Genomic DNA, 16069 nt, shown 5'->3' with positions numbered 1-16069 from the left:
AATCAAACACAGGCTGAGCGGCGATTACCGGATCGACAATTCGGACACAGATTTCCCCGCGACGGCATTATTGAAGGGATGAGCCCGCAGCGGAGCCCCTTTTTCATCCGCCGCACACATGGTATGCTAAGGAAAGCTTATATCTAATATTTTTCCTATACGAGGAGGAGCCATGGTTACAGAAAACAAGAGCTATGAAGGCTTATTTCATCAGGAGCCGGCGATTTGGCTGAAAACGGGACGCTACGAAGCGGCCGTTCTGCCGGCTGTCGGAGCGAATCTGATCGCTTTTCGGGATACGGAAAACGGTTACCGGTTTTTGCGGGAGCCGGCGGCCGATGAAATGGAACGTTTCAAGAAAGCGCCTTACGTTCACGGCATTCCCGTCTTATTCCCGCCTAACCGTTACGAGGACGGCAAGTTTCCGTGGAAAGGGAGCGTGTATCAATTCCCAATAAACGAACCGGCCACCGGCAATCATTTGCACGGATTCGTGCACAATATCCCCTGGACGGTCGAGCATTTCGGCGCAGACGCAACGGAAAGCCGCGTGACGCTGGCATTGACGGTTCGCAAAGGCCATTCCGTCCATGCCTACATCCCGCATTCGTTTACGATCAGGCTGACGTATACGTTGAGCGAATCGGGGCTGCTGCAGCATGTAAGCGTGCGCAACGAAGGCAGCGATACGATGCCCTGCCTACTGGCGTTCCATACGACGGTCAACGCGCCTTTCTTACCGGGCAGCGCAGCTGCCGATTACCGCTTCAAGCTGACTACGGGCCAACGCTGGGAGCTGAATGAGCGCATGCTGCCGACAGGCCGTTTTCAGCCGCTGACGGAGAACGAGGAACGGATGAAAGCCGAAGGCATTTCGCCGTTTTTCGAACCGATGGACAACCATTATACGGCCGTCCCGCAAAACGGGCGCAACCGGATGGAGCTGACCGATACCCGCAATCGGGTTACGCTCGTCTATGATGCCGGAACTGCCTACAAGCAGTGGATGATATGGAACAATAACGCGACGGAAGGCTTCTTTTGCCCCGAGCCGCAGATGAATCTGGTCAACGCGCCCAGCGTGCCGCTGCCGCTTCACCCCGACGACATCGGCCTGATCGGCCTTGAGCCGGGAGAAATTTGGGAGGAAACGAGCCGGCTTTACTGCATCGAGAAATAAGCAGGCCGCCTTCTTTCCGTTTTAAACGTAAAACCGGACAAGCTGCACACGTATCGCGTGCAGCTTATCCGGTTTTTTGCATTTGGCCCGCATGGGGCCCCTACATTCGAACGTTCCAATCCATTGAACGCCGCCATTCTTATGGCAAGTGAATTGCGGTCGATATTGCCAGTGATAGGCCTTCGGCTGGAAGAAACAACTCGCCTGCAAGACCATTCCCTTTTTCCATTGCATTAGGTTTATCTCGGATGTTCTTTGGTTCAGCTTATATAGTTAGGCTATGGGCAGGTAATCCCACATTTCTAGATATAGTCGAAGCTCTCCTTGGCACAGACAAAGGCATCTTTCTGCCAGGTCTCCTGCTCCGTCAGCCCCCACTTCACCCCTGTTCGATGGCAGGCTTCGAAGATAGGCGGCCAGTCAATCTGTCCCTGCCCTACAGGGACCAGGTATTCCTTTCCATCTGGGAAGACCGAAAAATCCTTGAAGTGGCAAATCTCCACCCGCCCGCTGTATCGCTCCAGTAAGGCGATGGGGTCCTTTCCCGCCCGTACGGCCTGTATGATGCACGCAGTTAGGCCTACCTCCCGGGGGATTGGAGCATTCTAAGGATATGATTGCCATAAAAAAAATGTTGGGTTATATTCAGACACACTACTCTGAAAAAATTAGTTTGCAAAATATTGCAACCGCCGGAGCCGTTTGTCGCAGCAAATGCTGCACATTATTTATTAATACTCTAAAAAAAACTCCGATTGAATACCTTACCAATTACCGTATACAAAAGAGTATAGATTTTATGACAAACTACAATCTCAACATTACTGATATAGCTACAGCATGCGGCTTTAATAGCTCAAATTATTTTGCCGAAACATTTAAAAGAATTCAGGGAGTCTCCCCGAGTGAGTACAGAAAAACAATAAGCTACTTCATGTGAAGTAAGCATGCTTTTTGATATCGTTTGGTTCATTGGGGTAAAGCGCGGATCATGGATTTCACCTATTCATTCAGCCTTCCGTTTTCCATTCGGATTCATATGCCCGGCGAATCAAAGCAACGCCATAAGGAGCAAGCGTGAGAACGGAACCATGTACGAACTCCTTCCCGACGAGTACCTCCCAAGCTTCTTGAAGCTTGACAGAAGCATCCTCGGAATTGTGGTTGATTACAAACATATAGTCTCCGTCGTGACCGCAACGGCGGGTAACTTCCACATTTTCGGGCGATTCCATCAAACCTTTTACCCCCGAGGCAGTCGACACCTCACCGATAAACCGGGCCATCATTTCCGGCCCTAAATCCGAACCTACATAATAGGCTCGCCCTTTATTATAGACATTGCGGGTAATTCCCGGTGTATTTGCATAAAAATCCCGGTTGTATTCGGCTAAAGACTCAGCGCCCTTGAGCGTAATGATGTCACTCCACAACTTAACATCCTCTTCGATATTGGCCGCACCTTTCGTCCATTTAAGCCCTTGCCCGAATTGACGCAAGCAATCGTAGTCTTCGATGGCGATTCCAAGCAAATCGCTGAATTCCCCGGGGAGCATCTTGGGTACAACCGCATTATTCCAATCTTTTACACCGGTGCGCATACTGAGTACCAAGTGTCCTCCGGCAGACACATATTCGTAGAGCTTTTGGCAAGTATCCGGGTGCGTCAAAAATAATAGGGGAGCGACCAGCACTTTATATCGGGAGTAATCCTCTTTATCAGAAACGATGTCAACCGGGACGTTGGCATCGTAAAACCCTTTATAGTAGGAGCGTAAAAGTTCAATGTAATTCAAACCGGGATGATGCGGCTGGATTTGCAAAGCCCATTCTTGATCGTAGCTGAACAAAATACCGGCCTCAGCCTTGGGGGAGCCGCCTCGAAAATATTCCATATACGGCGAAAGCTCTTGGATCGTTTGTTTAACTTCGGCAAACCGGCGTCCGGGAATTCGGCTATGCGGCAAAATGCCATGCCAATATTGTTCGGTTCCGGCCAAACACGTATCCCAGCGGAAATAAACAATCGTATCGGCGCCATGAGCTATGGAATGGTAGGTCCACATTCTGATTTGACCCGGACGCGGCGTCGAGCTTATCAGCTCCCAACCGGTCGGACCCGCCAGCTGCTCCATAATCCAGAACGATTGCTGCTTAGTCCCTCTCATCAGATCAAGAGCCATCGACAAATGGGACGGAGTTGTCATCGGGATGCGCATATCGCGAAAATGCATCGGGTATTGATCGTGTGAAACAAAGTCCAAATCTTTCGCCAAATCAAAATAATCCGTTTTATCGAAAAATCCCATAAAGTTGTGGGTGATAAATTGATTCGGGCATTCTTGGCGGAGGATGTCGATTTGAACCTTTTGAAAGTCAACGATCAAATCGGAACAAAAACGCCTCCAATCCAGCAGCAATGACGGATTATGCGAATTAGGCGTAGGCAGCGGGGCGGGAATCTGTTCGAACCGGCTGTAAGTTTGGCTCCAGAATACCGTACCCCAGGCATCGTTTAAAGCGTCTATCGTACCATACTTCCTTTCCAGCCATTGATGGAAACGCGACCGGCATGAATCACATGCACATAATTGCAGATGGCTGTTGCCAAATTCATTGTCCGTCTGCCATCCGATGACATGCGGGTTATTATTGTAATGTTTGGCCATTTCACGCACAAAACGGCGGATATGATCCCGGTACGTTTCATTGGATTGACAATTATGGTGCCGTCCCCCAAAGCCTAAGCGTTGTCCTTGCAAATTTACCGGCAATATTTCGGGATTCCGCTCAATGATCCAAACCGGCGGCGTAGCCGTCGGTGTACCCAGCACCGTCTTGATTCCCCTTCTGCCCAAAATCACGATCGCTTCATCCAGCCACCCGAAGTCATATTGTCCCTCGGCCGGCTCCATCTTTGCCCAAGCAAATTCCGCCATTCGCACGACTTCAATGCCGGCCTCCTGCATCTTTTCGGCATCCCATTCCCAATATGACCTTGAAATATGCTCCGGGTAATAATCAACACCAAACTTCACGTTCATAAACGATGTCCTCCCATCAACCTTTTACTGCTCCGGCAGTCATTCCGTCCATAAATTTTTTCGCCGCAAAAATAAATACAAGAAGAAGCGGCAGCACCGCAAGCGTTGTGCCCATCATCATAACCCCGACGTCAAATCCTCTTGTCGGATCGCCGAACAACCGGTTTAAAGCAATAGGTAAAGTTAGTTTTTTTTCGTCTTTAATAATGATTAAAGGAACGAGGAAGTTGTTCCAGCTATGGATAAAAGTCATAATACCTAAAGCGGAAACCGCCGGTTTGAGCAGCGGCAGCACGACGCGGAAAAATATAAAAAATTCCGGACATCCATCTATTTTGGCGGCATCGAGCAGTTCATTCGGAATGTTGCTGCTAATATATTGTCTCATCCAAAATATGCCGAAAGCGTTGGCAATGCCGGGAATGATCAGCGCATTGAAGCTGTCTACCCAGCCTAACGTTTTCATAAGCATAAACCACGGCACGATGCCCGCCATCCACGGAATCATCACGGTTGCCAGCACGGCGGCAAACAAATATTTGCGCCCCGGAAAATCATACATCGCAAACGCATAACCGCCCATTGAACAAAAAAGCAGCACCAACAAGGTATGAACCGTCGCGACAAAAATACTGTTCCATAAGTTCAGGAAAAAAGGCGTAGCCTTAAGAAGATTGCTATAATTGTCCAAAGCGGCATGACCGAATATAAGCGGCGGCGGAAAGCTGAATATTTCCGAGGTCGTCCGGGTCGAGAGCACAAACATCCAATAAAATGGTATTAACATGGCCAAACCGCCGATTATTAAAAATAAATACAGACCAAGCTTCTTTAAAGGCGAATCCAGCTGCATCGTTACCCCGCCCCCTATCAAGTGTTGTTTTTGCCAAAAAACTTCATATTCAAAACGGCTACAAAAACGATAAAAGCGCTAATGACATACGCTATCGACGACGCATAGCCGAAATGCACATATTCGAACGCTTCCCTATATAAATAAACCATCAAGGTGAGCCCGGCATTATTGGTCCCCCCGCCCGTGCCAACCAGCATATACGGCTCGTCAAAAATGGTAAGACCGCCAACCGTAGACTGAATAAGCGTAAACACGATAACCGGCTTCAAGAGCGGCAAAGTGATCAAACGGAAGATTTGCGGCATATTCGCTCCGTCAATGGCGGCGGCTTCGTAATATTCCTTGGAAATCCCCTGGAGCCCGGCAATATAAATAACCATATTCCAACCTAACCATTTCCAAATAAAAAGCATAATAATGGCGGGTTTAACCCATTGCCCTGTCCCGCCCCACCAATCAATAGGCGTTATCCCCAGCTGTGTAAGCAAATAATTGACAAGTCCCGCGCGCATTCCAAACAAGGAAGAAAACACAATCGTCACCGCAACTGAAGATGTAATGACAGGCAGAAAATAAACGGCTCTAAACAGCTCCTTAAATTTAATCAAGGAGGAATTTATAACAAAAGCTAACACTAGAGCGAGAAAAAGCATGGGGATATGCGCGATGATTAAAATATAAAACGTATTGTACACGGCTTTCCAAAATACAGGATCGCTCAGCAATTGAACATAATTGTCCAATCCGATAAACTGCATATCATCCAGTCCGTCCCACCGTTGGAAACTAAGATAAAGGGCAAAAAAGATCGGAAAAGCTCCGAAGATGGCAAATAAAATATAAAAAGGTGATATATATACGTACGGTACCCAGTTGCGCTTCATCCGTTTCCATAGCTCCGAAGGTACCCGGTTGTTGATCGCGTTGTCTTTCAATGAAGTATTTGCTGCAGGCATGGGATCCCCGCCTTTCCAAAGATTCGGGGACAGCGCCCGCCATCCCCTTGCAAGCCTTATTTCTTACCCTTTTGAATCAATTCCTCCATTTGCTTGCGGTCCTGGGCGGTATCCTTTAAAATTTGTTGTTTTACCGAATCCAGAACGGCCTTGGGAGAAATGTTCTGATCAAGCCCTGTAGATATGGCCGCGCGCATAATCGTTTCCGTCTGCCGGTCCATCATCGTTACAAAGGATGGCTTGGTGCCCTTAGCAACCTCAACCCATAACGCCTTTGTTTTTTGATTTCCGTAGAAAGGATCTGCCTCCTGGTACATCGGATCATCCCAAGCCGGCATATAAGCGGGAAAATAGTCGACAGCTTTAAACATGGCGTTTTGGCTGGCCTTATTTGCCAATGCAAATTCAATAAATGCCCATGCAGCTTCTTTATTTTTGGACTGCTCGGGGATCGTCAGGAAGGAGCCGCCCCAGTTCGTCGCGCCGTCGCCGGGAACCTTCACAATCCCCCATTTACCCGAGGTATCAGGTGCAACAAACGTTTTTAAAAACCCGCCGAACCATGCTCCGGAAATATGAGTAACAATTTGCCCGCTTTTCATTAGCGCATACGATTCATTGGAGCTATAGACAAGCTTCGCATCCAGCCCTTCCTTCCGGATCGTGGCCGAAAGACCTAGCAAATCAAGCGATTTCTGATCCTCGAAACGAAAGCTCAAATCTTGATTATAATAATCGCGGTTTGCCCATTTGGACATAAATACATCGCCTGCGTTGGCCAGCATCCAGCGTTTGCCGGGAATGGATACTTTGCGCGCTACCTCGAGATAACCGTCCCATGTGCCAAGCAGCTTTTGAACCTCCACCGGGTCGTCGGGCAACCCTACTTCTTTAAAAACATCTCGGCGGTAAAACAAACTAGTCGGTCCAATATCCCATGGAAGCCCGATCATTTGCTTCCCGTCAAGTGATACGGACATCTGGTATTTATAACCGACGAAATCGTTTTCAAAACGTTTGGCATTGTAAGGAGCGTCATATAAGTTTACAAACCCCTTCTTATCCCGGTATTTTCCTATGTAACCGGCTTCAAGCATCGCCACATCCGGAGCGCCGGAGCCTGCGGCAAGAGCGGTGAGCAGCTTGTTATGATGGTCTTCACTTTTTTGGAATTGCAATGTGACCTTAACATCGGGATATTTCTTGTTAAACTCCGGAATAATGGCTTCAAATGCTTTGTCGCCGGAAGGCCAGCCTCCGACAACAATTTCGCCTTTTACTGGTTTGTCACCTGCGGCGCTTCCCGCCCCTGTTCCTGTTTGGCCCTTAGTCTCGCCGGAGCCGGAGCACCCCGCGACAATGAAACCGATTCCAAAAATAACAGCCAATATGGATAATACGCTTCGTTTTAACAAATTTGTCATCCCCTTATTTTTTATGGATCTGAAATGACGTGACGAGCATAGTTCTTATCATCAACTGATTAGCCGGATCCTCCTTTCAAAAGGATAAGCCATTTGTCTGTACATTTATCAATATTGCCGGCTTATGTTATGTATATATTAACACCAAAATAATAATATGTACATACAAATTTTATCTAATATTCTAATATGTTGTGATCATGAAGACCATCAATTTTATGTTGTGAAACTCGATTCTTAGGCAATGGCATACGAAATAACCCGCGTCGGATTCATAATGCACCACAATGAATCCAATGCGGGTTATGGAAAAACCGCTGGTTAATTAACTTTATTCATTCTGAATGGTTTTCACCGTAGATTGACGCACAACCAGATTGGGCTCAAATACATATCCGGTTGGTCTAATGTTTTTCTCAATGCTATCAATCAATAATTCTACGGCCATCCTCCCCATTTGCTCCTTAGGATGGGCAACGGAAGTAAATTTAATTTCGGTTGCTGTAGCAAATGCAGAGTCATCAAAGGATACTATAGCCAGATCTTCCGGAATTCTAATGCCCATCTCCCTTATCGTATCGAGCAAAGATACCGCTGTCTGATCACTGTATGTCACCAAAGCCGTCGGGCGTTCGTCCCGGGGCAGGTGCATCATCTCACGCAACAATGCCGCCGGTTGTACGGACTTTTCCAGAAAATTGTACATACCGACCAATTGGTTTCTTATTGGTACTCCAAAATGTCTGAGTGCGTTAATGTACCCTCTCATTCGGCCGATTCCCTGAAGTACCTCTCGATGAAATATGCCGGCAATTCTTTTGTGTCCCAGACTAACCAAGTGTTCCACCGCCAGAAAGGAACCCTTCTCATCATCCAAAAGCAAAGCTGTCGAGCCAAGCTGAGGATAGCAAGCATTGGTCATCACATAAGGAATCCCTTTTTCTTCTAACGATAAATAGTAGCTCAAATTCGGATTTGGCAAAGCGCTTAAAGCCGGCTCAATGATCAACCCGTGCAAGGGTTTCATTAAGCAAGATTCCAAACACTCTCTTTCCTTGGAAAAGTCATTATTGGTACTCATTAGAAACAGCCCGTAATTCCTGCTCGTTAACACTTCTTCGGCGCCTTGTACTATGTTCTGGAATATATAGCTGAACAAGTGGCTAGTAATCAAGGCAATGTTTTTAGTGGTTTTCTGTGGTTGAACGGTCCAATTATTAACAAATGTACCTCTGCCTTGAACCCGGTATAAATATCCTTCATTCTCAAGTTCTCCCAAAGCCCGCCTAGCGGTCTGTCTGCTGGTGTAAAATTGCTCAGCTATTTCCACTTCAGTGGCAAGCTGTTCATGAATCTTTAGTTTGCCGCTCAGTATCCAAGATTTGATTTCTTGCTTGATTACTTTATATTTTTTTGGTTGTTTTAATTCATTGTCCATTTGCAACCTCATCAAAGTATATTTGTATGTACATATTCTATTATACTCACGATGTTTTTTTATACAAACTTTTATTTCGAAGTTACTCACAAAAAACTCCTCCGCGTCGTCCGCTATGGGACGCAACGAAGGAGCCTCCTGCTGTTACATTTACACGTACGGATTGTTCTCCTGCTCGAAGCCGATCGTTGTTTTCGGCCCGTGTCCGGGATATACGACGGTTTCCCCGGGCAGCTTGAACAGCTTGCCGTGAATCGAATCCATCAGCTCCTCCGTTCTGCCGCCCGGCAGGTCGGTACGCCCGACGGAAAGCCGGAACAGCACGTCGCCGCCGAACAGATGCCGACCTGACAGAAAGCTGACGCTGCCCGGCGAATGACCCGGCGTATGGAGCACCTTGATCTCAAGACCGAGCATGCGAAGCACTTGCCCTTCATCCAGAGCGTATTCCGCAGGCTCGGTAACGATCGGACCGCCCAGCTCCGGCCATTTGGTCGAGCCGTTGCGGTTCGCGTTCGTCAACCAGTCCGCTTCATTGTCGTGCAAATAGACCGGGCAGCCTTTCAGCTTACGGATCTCATCCACCCCGCCGATATGGTCGAAATGCGCGTGCGTCAGCAAAATCGCTTCGATCCCCATCCCGTCGATCCGTTTCAAAAGCGGCTTCGGATTCATCCCGGGATCGATGATGATCCCCTTGTTTTCCTCCGGTCTGCTCAATAAATATGCGTTCGTTCCGAGCGGGCCCAGCGAAAATGATTCAATCTTGATGCCTTCCAAGCTCATGCTTCTCCCGCCTTTAGAACGAGGACAGCAGGTCGCGAAGCTCTTTTACGATGACGGTTTGGTAGCCGGTACCTTCCCCGTATTGACGTCCCATCTCCTGGCGCGCCACCTGTATCTTCTCGTTATAATCCGGTGCCTGACGGTCCGGGTTTTCCTTCTTGAACTGCGTCATAACCGCCTGCACATGCGCAGGACGCGGTCCCCAATGACCGAGCACATGGCCGCTGAAATCAGTGAAAATGACAATAGGAATCGCTTCTCCGCCGCCGGTCAAAAATTGGGCCATTACATCCGGATGTTCTTCCTTGATCAACACTTCGACCGGAATGCCGGAGTTTTCAAGCGCACGGAATACGGCCGGCACATTGCGCACGACATCGCCGCACCAGTCCGCCATCAAGATCAGGCAGCGCAAATCGTCGCGGTTGTTCAAGGAATCGAAAAACTGCTTATCCTCCTCATGCTCCCACGAAAATGCATCGTACCACTCTACGAATTTCTCCTGATTTTTGGTCATCCCGTCAATAAATTGCTGCGGTTTCAAACCAGTACGGAGCTTGTCGGCTAAGTTTGTACCCATCGATAATGGCCTCCTTATAATTGGATATAATTTGATTGTATAGAAAAAACGGGTGCGAAGCAATCTGCTTCCTATTTGCTTTTTTTGCGGTTAAACAGCTTCCAGGCCACGTACAGCACTACGGCGACAACAGCGCCGATGATAAAATATTTCATGAACGGCGCAGCCAGCTCATCGATCTGCTCCCAGTTCGAGCCCAGCTTCTCTCCCAAATAGACGAACAGAATCGCCCACGGAATCGTGCCGAGCGTCGTATAGAAAAGGAAATGAAGCATCGGCATTTTCGCCATACCGGCGGGAATTGAAATCGCCTGCCGGACGACGGGAACGAACCGCGCGGCAAAAACCATAATCGGCCCGTACCTGTTGAACCAGCCCTCGGCCATATCGATATACTTTTTTTTCAACGCCAAATATTTTCCGTATTTCTCCACGAAAGGTCTTCCGCCGTAACGCCCGACCCAGTACAGAATAATCTGCTGAATGACGCAGCCGATCGTTCCGAAAATGATAGCCCCGATAAATGTAACCTGACCTTGCGAGACCAGGTAACCGCCAAAGGATAATACGAGCTCGCTTGGAATGACTTCCAGCATAAGACCGAGCAAAATTCCCCATACGCCCAAGTTCTCGATAAATACCAACGCGCTGTGAATGATATCTTTTAGCATAATTCCTCTGCCTCTTCCTTTCTTTTCGACGAGCTCATATCCTAGTATGAAACCAAGTTCTATTCTATCATAAATCGGTTCCCGACAACCAGTTTGCCAGCATGAAGAGACAAGCCGCCGCATACAATGAGTACAAACTGGCATAAAGGTGGGGAAGTCGATTGAACAGGATAGTCGTCGTCAGCAAAAAGCAGATTCGGACGTGGACGATTGTTGTCATTATGGCAATAGGCACGGCAGGCGCTGCATGGTATTGGGGGCACAGCGGGGGCGGGTCAAGCGAGACCTCCATACCGGTCGGTAAAATCAACGAGGCGCTCAAAGCGGTAACCGGCAACTCGAGCGGAACCGTCAAAACAGCCAACACCGCAGCGAACGAAAGCGCAAAAGGCAGAACCATTTCGATTGTTACAACCGAATTCAAATCTACCGGACCTGACGGCAAACCTATCGAAGTTTACCGCTGGGATCCGGGCACCATTCATGTCAAGCCTGGCGAGCTCATTCATCTAAGCATTTTCGGGGTGAATGGCGCAAGTCATCCTTTCGTGATCGAGGGCTTGAACATCAAGGATGAAGTAAAAAAAGGCAAAGAAACGATCGTCACCTTTAAAGCCGAAAAGACCGGTACGTACCGCATCATCTGTCAAACGCATCCCGATCTTGCGCATAACGGGCCGATGGTCGGATACATCGTCGTCGACAGTTAAATGTCGGACGGGCTGCCTGCCCCCTCGTTCATGAGCGACGGGGTATTTCTTTTGCCGCCGCAGCCGGTTTCATCGGGCGCTTCTCCCGCATACCATAACAGTATGGAAGGAGTCGATAGGTCCCATGAATCCGACGAACAACAATGTCAAGCATAACCAATCGCTGCCGACGGCACGAAAAATACGGCGCTCCTGCAGCCGGGAGCTTTACCGCGCCCGCAAAAAATTGAACCGTTGGATCGCACCCGATCTGGTCGAGCAAGCGGATGAGCTTTACTTCAAAAAAGTCGCGCTCAATCTGATCTGGATTGTGGAGAACGCCAGCAACCGCAAGGTGCTCTCCGACTGGTGGGAGGAGAATGTATGCCCGGAAATCGCCGAGCTGTGGTCCGTGGACCCCGCAACGCTGGCCAAAGCGTTCCGGGATTCGTTCGGGGGATAGCAACGCGCGCAAAAATAGCGGAACGACGTCGAACGCCGCTCCGCTTAGCTTGTATCATCGCCTATCGCCTTTCAAAGCGGCCGATAGTCGGAGCCGGCAGCGGTCAATACTGCCGGTTCAGATCGACCCGGTTCAGCTGCGGCTCGCGGCCTGCCGCATAGTCGCTTAAATTGCGCAGGAAAATGTCCATCGCCCTGTCGTTGTAGTACACGGTCGAGCCGGAATTGTGAGGCGTCAGAATCACATTGTCCATCTCCCAGAGCGGGCTCGTCTCGGGCAGCGGCTCGACCTCGAACACGTCCAGCCCTGCGCCGGCGATCCGGCCGCTGCGGAGCGCTTCGATCAATGCCTGCTCATCCGTCGTGCCGCCCCGTCCGATGTTGATATAATAAGCGGTCGGCTTCATCCGTTCAAATTGGCTGCGGCCGATCACATGCTTCGTCTCTTTCGTGAGCGGCAGCGTCACTACAATATAATCGCTCTCTTGGAGCACCTCGTCCAGCCCTTCCATCGTGACCATCCGGTCTGCATATGCCGAGGAGGACGGCGTTCGTTTGACACCCAGCACGGTCATACCGAATGCCTTGCACAGCTTGGCCACCTCTGTCCCGATAGCGCCGACTCCCAGTATGCCAACCGTTTTACCGTGCATTTCACCGAGCGGCCCTTTCGATTCCCAGCGGCGCTTAAGCTGGTGAGCGACCGAACGGTGAATATTGCGCGTCAGACCGAGCATCATGCCGAGCACCGTTTCCGAGATCGGGTTCGGGTGCACGCCGCTGGCGGTCGTGAGCATCACGCCGGCGTCGGCGATTGCCTCGAGCGGTATGACGTCTACGCCCGCTCCCCAATTTTGCACCCAGCGCAGCTTGGTGCCGGGCCGCAGACACGGCTCCACAATTGCGCTGCTCCAGCCTGCGACAATTTCCGCATCCGCAAGATGAGGCAGCCATACCTCCCGTTCCTTCCCGTGAACCAGCTCCCAGTCCGGCACAAGCTGCCGAATCTGCGCCTCCTGCTCCGATGTAATGGACTGCAAAACAACCAGTTTGCGTGTCATCTCCATTTCCTCCCGTGATTATGATGTAATAAGCGATTTTACCGCATTTCATATCCGGTTAATGCCGACTTCTTGTCAGCCCTGCCGGCCGAGCGCCTCGATTTGATCCGATTCATAGATCCGCACCCCGCTGCCGCCGTGCTTGGAGGCGTGAACCATCGCCCGGGCTACCGTCTTCGCCTGGATCGGTCTGTATTTTCGCAAACCGCCGATCATCAGCGGGGTGATCAGCCCCGAGACCGCGGAGCCGATCCTCTCCCCGGTCCGTACCTCCTGCCGGTCTCCCAGGAGCAGAGAGGGACGGAAAATATGGAGCGCCGGCAGCCGCAGCCGGGCCAAGCCCTCCTCGACCTCGCCTTTGACCCGGCTATAAAAGAATGATGACGCCGTTCCGGCCCCCATCGCCGTCACGATTGAATATTGGACGGCGCCATCCTGCTGCGACAGTCTGCCGAGCGTCATCGGATAGTCGTAATCAACCTTGCGGAACTGCTCTTGGGAGCCGGCCTTTTTGATTGTTGTGCCGAGACAGCAGAACACATCCGCTCCCGTCAATAAATTATGTACAGACGCCTCCAGCTGTTCGTAATCGACTGTCACCTGCAGCAGCTTCTCATTCGCCATGTCCATTCTGTTCCGGACTAAAACCGCAACCTTGCCGTAATAAGGGTCCGCCAATAACATCCGGACAAGCTCCCCGCCGATCAGACCGGTCGCTCCGGCCACTACGGCCGTACGTCCCTCCATAAACCGCAACCTCCTCTTCGTCTAAGGATAAACGGCTTCTCCGTCCTTCGGGAACGAGCGCATTTGTCAAGATTGTGCGAAGCAAAGTAAAGTATGAAATCTTATACTTTCAACCAACAAAAAACCTCCGTTCCGCCTGTTTCGCACAGGGGATGGAGGTTCGCTCGCTTACTTTCCTATCGGTTGGAAAAATTCCAAACGTTCGCCATCCGGTCCGAAAAAGAACGCAATGAGATCGCCGTCCAGAATGGCCCGCGGCGTCTCGTCCATCAGATGCACGCCCAACCCTTTCAGACGGTCTACCTCTGCCTGAATATCCGTTACGGTGAATGCGATATGGTGGACGATAGAATCGTTGGGCAAGCCGTCATGCCCCCGGCCAATCAGCTCGATCTCGATGTTATCCGAATCGGGGAACGACAAAAAGCCCAGCTCCACGCCATCCGCCAGCCGCGCGCGTTTAACGAGCTTCATTCCGAGTATCTCCGTATAGAAACGAACGGAAACATCCATATCTTTAACCTTTACACCAATATGCTCCAGCTTGCGAATCATATGCAACACACCTTTCCGGCTTAAATGTAATCCTTTCCATTTTAACACTTCTCTGATAAGGATGGAATGCTTTATCACGGATTAAGTATTGTCGAAACGTACCTCATTCTATATACTTAGCTTGATTCTTATACGTTCGTCATACTAAAGGAGAGACATCATGGATTTTCCGTCCCAGGATATGCTTATATTTTTAATCGTCGCGGGCTTCGTATCCGCATTTATCGATTCCGTCGTCGGCGGCGGCGGATTAATTTCCGTTCCCGCGCTTTTGCTGACCGGGCTTCCTCCGGTGGTGGCGCTCGGCACCAACAAGCTGGGGAGCACCTTGTCCACGATCACAAGCAGCCTCTCCTTCTTTACGTCGGGCAAGCTGAACGGCAAGCTCGTACTCGCTTTATTCCCGCTTTCGTTCGTCGGGTCGGCTCTCGGCACGTATACGCTGCACCTGCTCCCTTCGGATTTTTTGAAGCCGCTCGTCGTCGTGATGCTCGTGCTGATGCTGATCTATACGCTGATCAAAAAAAACTGGGGTGCTGTCGCCGCCCCTCGTCGGATGACATTGAATGTGAAGCTCGTCGTTGCGTCGGCGGCGTTCATTATCGGGTTTTACGACGGCTTCTTCGGGCCGGGAACGGGCTCGTTCCTGCTGTTTTTGTTTTTGCTGCTCGGCTTCGATTTCGTCGGCGCGTCGGCTAATGCGAAGGTGCTCAATTTGGCGAGCAATCTGGCCAGCCTATGCTCGTTTCTGCTGCTGAAATCGGTACATATCGGCTACGGCCTTCCCATGGGCATCGCCATGATCGCCGGCGCCTTCGTCGGCTCCAGACTTGCAATCCGCCATGGCTCGCGCTATATTAAGCCGCTGTTCGTCATCGTGACGACCATCCTTATCGGCAAGCAGCTGTGGGATTTAATGCAATAAGGAATGATAATTTTGTGCAATGCATAGTTAAGCAACGACGAAAAAGCGCCGACGCATGAAATGCGGACAGCGCTTTTGGGATCAAGGATGTACGGCTTCGTCGTCCTTGGGGACGAGCGCGTTTATCAAGGTTGTGAGAAGCAAGTATACTTTCAATTAAGGAAACCTCTATCGAGGCCTTTCCAGGATGAGCGACCGCGATTTAAATGTAGGTTTTCTTGCAATATCAGAATTGTTCAGCTTCGCTGAAAACTTATAAATTCTGATATTATAAGGAAACGGCAGCGCCAGGCTGCCGCTTCCTTCAAGTTTTTAATATAACGGCTCGCTCAGTTCCCCCGTTTGAATCAAGGCTAACGAAATCAAATCATCGGGCGCGATCGCTATCGTACGCTTCTGATTGCGGTTAAACTCCTGAACCGGATCATGTACGATATGAGGGTTGCCCACATTCCGCAATTCTTCCCAGACGCAGGTTACGCCGCGGCCGTCGGCATCGCCCCCGTACATTTTACAGCCTTGGCAAAATTGCTCGTGCTGCTGTTGGTCCAGCTCGACGACCTTATTGCGGAGACAGCAATATATGAGTCCATCCTTATTTTTAAAGTTCATGTGAGTAATAAGCCTCATCCGTCCACCCCTTCGTTTGTTGTCAAGCATGTAATATTCATTATATAAACCATTTATTAATTGTA

The 16069-nt window shown here is 49.9% G+C and carries 17 protein-coding genes; 5 read left to right on the top strand and 12 right to left on the bottom strand.

Annotated features, from left to right (window positions below; all coding sequences use genetic code 11):
• Positions 1-172: 172 nt before the first annotated feature.
• Both E1757_RS24705 and E1757_RS37300 read left to right on the top strand, forming a co-directional pair.
• Positions 173-1180 carry an aldose 1-epimerase gene (locus tag E1757_RS24705; protein ID WP_133233208.1) on the top strand — a complete coding sequence of 336 codons (1008 nt, stop codon included), beginning with the start codon at positions 173-175 and terminating at the stop codon, positions 1178-1180.
• 613 nt (positions 1181-1793) lie between these two features.
• The gene (locus E1757_RS37300; RefSeq protein WP_133233206.1) at positions 1794-2120 is read left to right on the top strand and encodes a helix-turn-helix domain-containing protein; all 327 of its coding nucleotides are present in this window, start codon (positions 1794-1796) and stop codon (positions 2118-2120) included.
• A 70-nt stretch (positions 2121-2190) separates the two neighbouring features.
• On the opposite strand, the gene E1757_RS24695 is transcribed toward E1757_RS37300, so the two are convergent.
• The 8 genes from E1757_RS24695 to uptA all read right to left on the bottom strand — a co-directional run bounded on the left by E1757_RS24695 (position 2191) and on the right by uptA (position 10935).
• Positions 2191-4224 carry a beta-galactosidase gene (locus tag E1757_RS24695; protein ID WP_220446530.1) on the bottom strand — a complete coding sequence of 678 codons (2034 nt, stop codon included), beginning with the start codon at positions 4222-4224 and terminating at the stop codon, positions 2191-2193.
• Between the two features lie 16 nt (positions 4225-4240).
• Positions 4241-5077, bottom strand: a complete 837-nt coding sequence (locus tag E1757_RS24690; RefSeq protein ID WP_133233204.1) for a carbohydrate ABC transporter permease — start codon at positions 5075-5077, stop codon at positions 4241-4243.
• A gap of 17 nt (positions 5078-5094) precedes the next feature.
• Positions 5095-6036: a carbohydrate ABC transporter permease gene (locus E1757_RS24685; protein WP_133233202.1), complete on the bottom strand. Its 942-nt coding sequence runs from the start codon at positions 6034-6036 to the stop codon at positions 5095-5097.
• Positions 6037-6092: 56 nt separating this feature from the next.
• Positions 6093-7451, bottom strand: coding sequence for an ABC transporter substrate-binding protein (locus E1757_RS24680; RefSeq protein ID WP_165972268.1), 1359 nt, complete (start codon positions 7449-7451; stop codon positions 6093-6095).
• 340 nt (positions 7452-7791) lie between these two features.
• Complete coding sequence (locus E1757_RS24675; protein WP_133233198.1) at positions 7792-8988, bottom strand: GntR family transcriptional regulator; 1197 nt, start codon at positions 8986-8988, stop codon at positions 7792-7794.
• Positions 8989-9048: 60 nt separating this feature from the next.
• Entirely contained in the window at positions 9049-9684 is a 636-nt protein-coding gene (locus E1757_RS24670; RefSeq protein WP_133233196.1) for an MBL fold metallo-hydrolase, read from the bottom strand.
• Positions 9685-9697: 13 nt separating this feature from the next.
• Entirely contained in the window at positions 9698-10264 is a 567-nt protein-coding gene (locus tag E1757_RS24665; RefSeq protein WP_133233194.1) for a thioredoxin family protein, read from the bottom strand.
• A gap of 71 nt (positions 10265-10335) precedes the next feature.
• A complete protein-coding gene (uptA, locus tag E1757_RS24660) occupies positions 10336-10935 on the bottom strand; it encodes an undecaprenyl phosphate transporter UptA (RefSeq protein WP_133233192.1) in 600 nt (199 codons plus the stop codon).
• A gap of 161 nt (positions 10936-11096) precedes the next feature.
• On the opposite strand from uptA, the gene E1757_RS24655 reads away from it, so the two are divergent.
• Both E1757_RS24655 and E1757_RS24650 read left to right on the top strand, forming a co-directional pair.
• On the top strand, positions 11097-11645 hold the full coding sequence (locus tag E1757_RS24655) for a cupredoxin domain-containing protein (protein WP_246079469.1): 549 nt from the start codon (positions 11097-11099) through the stop codon (positions 11643-11645).
• Between the two features lie 124 nt (positions 11646-11769).
• Positions 11770-12087: a dehydrogenase gene (locus E1757_RS24650; protein WP_133233190.1), complete on the top strand. Its 318-nt coding sequence runs from the start codon at positions 11770-11772 to the stop codon at positions 12085-12087.
• A gap of 103 nt (positions 12088-12190) precedes the next feature.
• On the opposite strand, the gene E1757_RS24645 is transcribed toward E1757_RS24650, so the two are convergent.
• The 3 genes from E1757_RS24645 to E1757_RS24635 all read right to left on the bottom strand — a co-directional run bounded on the left by E1757_RS24645 (position 12191) and on the right by E1757_RS24635 (position 14449).
• On the bottom strand, positions 12191-13147 hold the full coding sequence (locus E1757_RS24645) for a D-2-hydroxyacid dehydrogenase (RefSeq protein ID WP_133233188.1): 957 nt from the start codon (positions 13145-13147) through the stop codon (positions 12191-12193).
• A gap of 75 nt (positions 13148-13222) precedes the next feature.
• Positions 13223-13894 (bottom strand): oxidoreductase, encoded by a 672-nt coding sequence (locus E1757_RS24640; protein WP_133233186.1) that lies wholly within the window; start codon positions 13892-13894, stop codon positions 13223-13225.
• Between the two features lie 168 nt (positions 13895-14062).
• Positions 14063-14449, bottom strand: coding sequence for a VOC family protein (locus tag E1757_RS24635; protein ID WP_133233184.1), 387 nt, complete (start codon positions 14447-14449; stop codon positions 14063-14065).
• Positions 14450-14609: 160 nt separating this feature from the next.
• Here E1757_RS24635 and E1757_RS24630 point away from each other — a divergent pair, with 160 nt between their 5' ends.
• Positions 14610-15374, top strand: a complete 765-nt coding sequence (locus E1757_RS24630; RefSeq protein ID WP_133233182.1) for a sulfite exporter TauE/SafE family protein — start codon at positions 14610-14612, stop codon at positions 15372-15374.
• A 312-nt stretch (positions 15375-15686) separates the two neighbouring features.
• Here the strand turns inward: E1757_RS24630 and E1757_RS24625 are convergent, their stop codons facing one another.
• A complete protein-coding gene (locus tag E1757_RS24625) occupies positions 15687-15986 on the bottom strand; it encodes a hypothetical protein (RefSeq protein ID WP_246079467.1) in 300 nt (99 codons plus the stop codon).
• Between the last annotated feature and the right edge of the window lie 83 nt (positions 15987-16069).

It is taken from the genome of Paenibacillus piri (assembly GCF_004354045.1).
In the GTDB taxonomy this organism is placed as follows: domain Bacteria; phylum Bacillota; class Bacilli; order Paenibacillales; family NBRC-103111; genus Paenibacillus_S; species Paenibacillus_S piri.
Note: the sequence above shows the minus strand (reverse complement) of the source record. Positions and strands in the feature narration are given on the sequence as shown.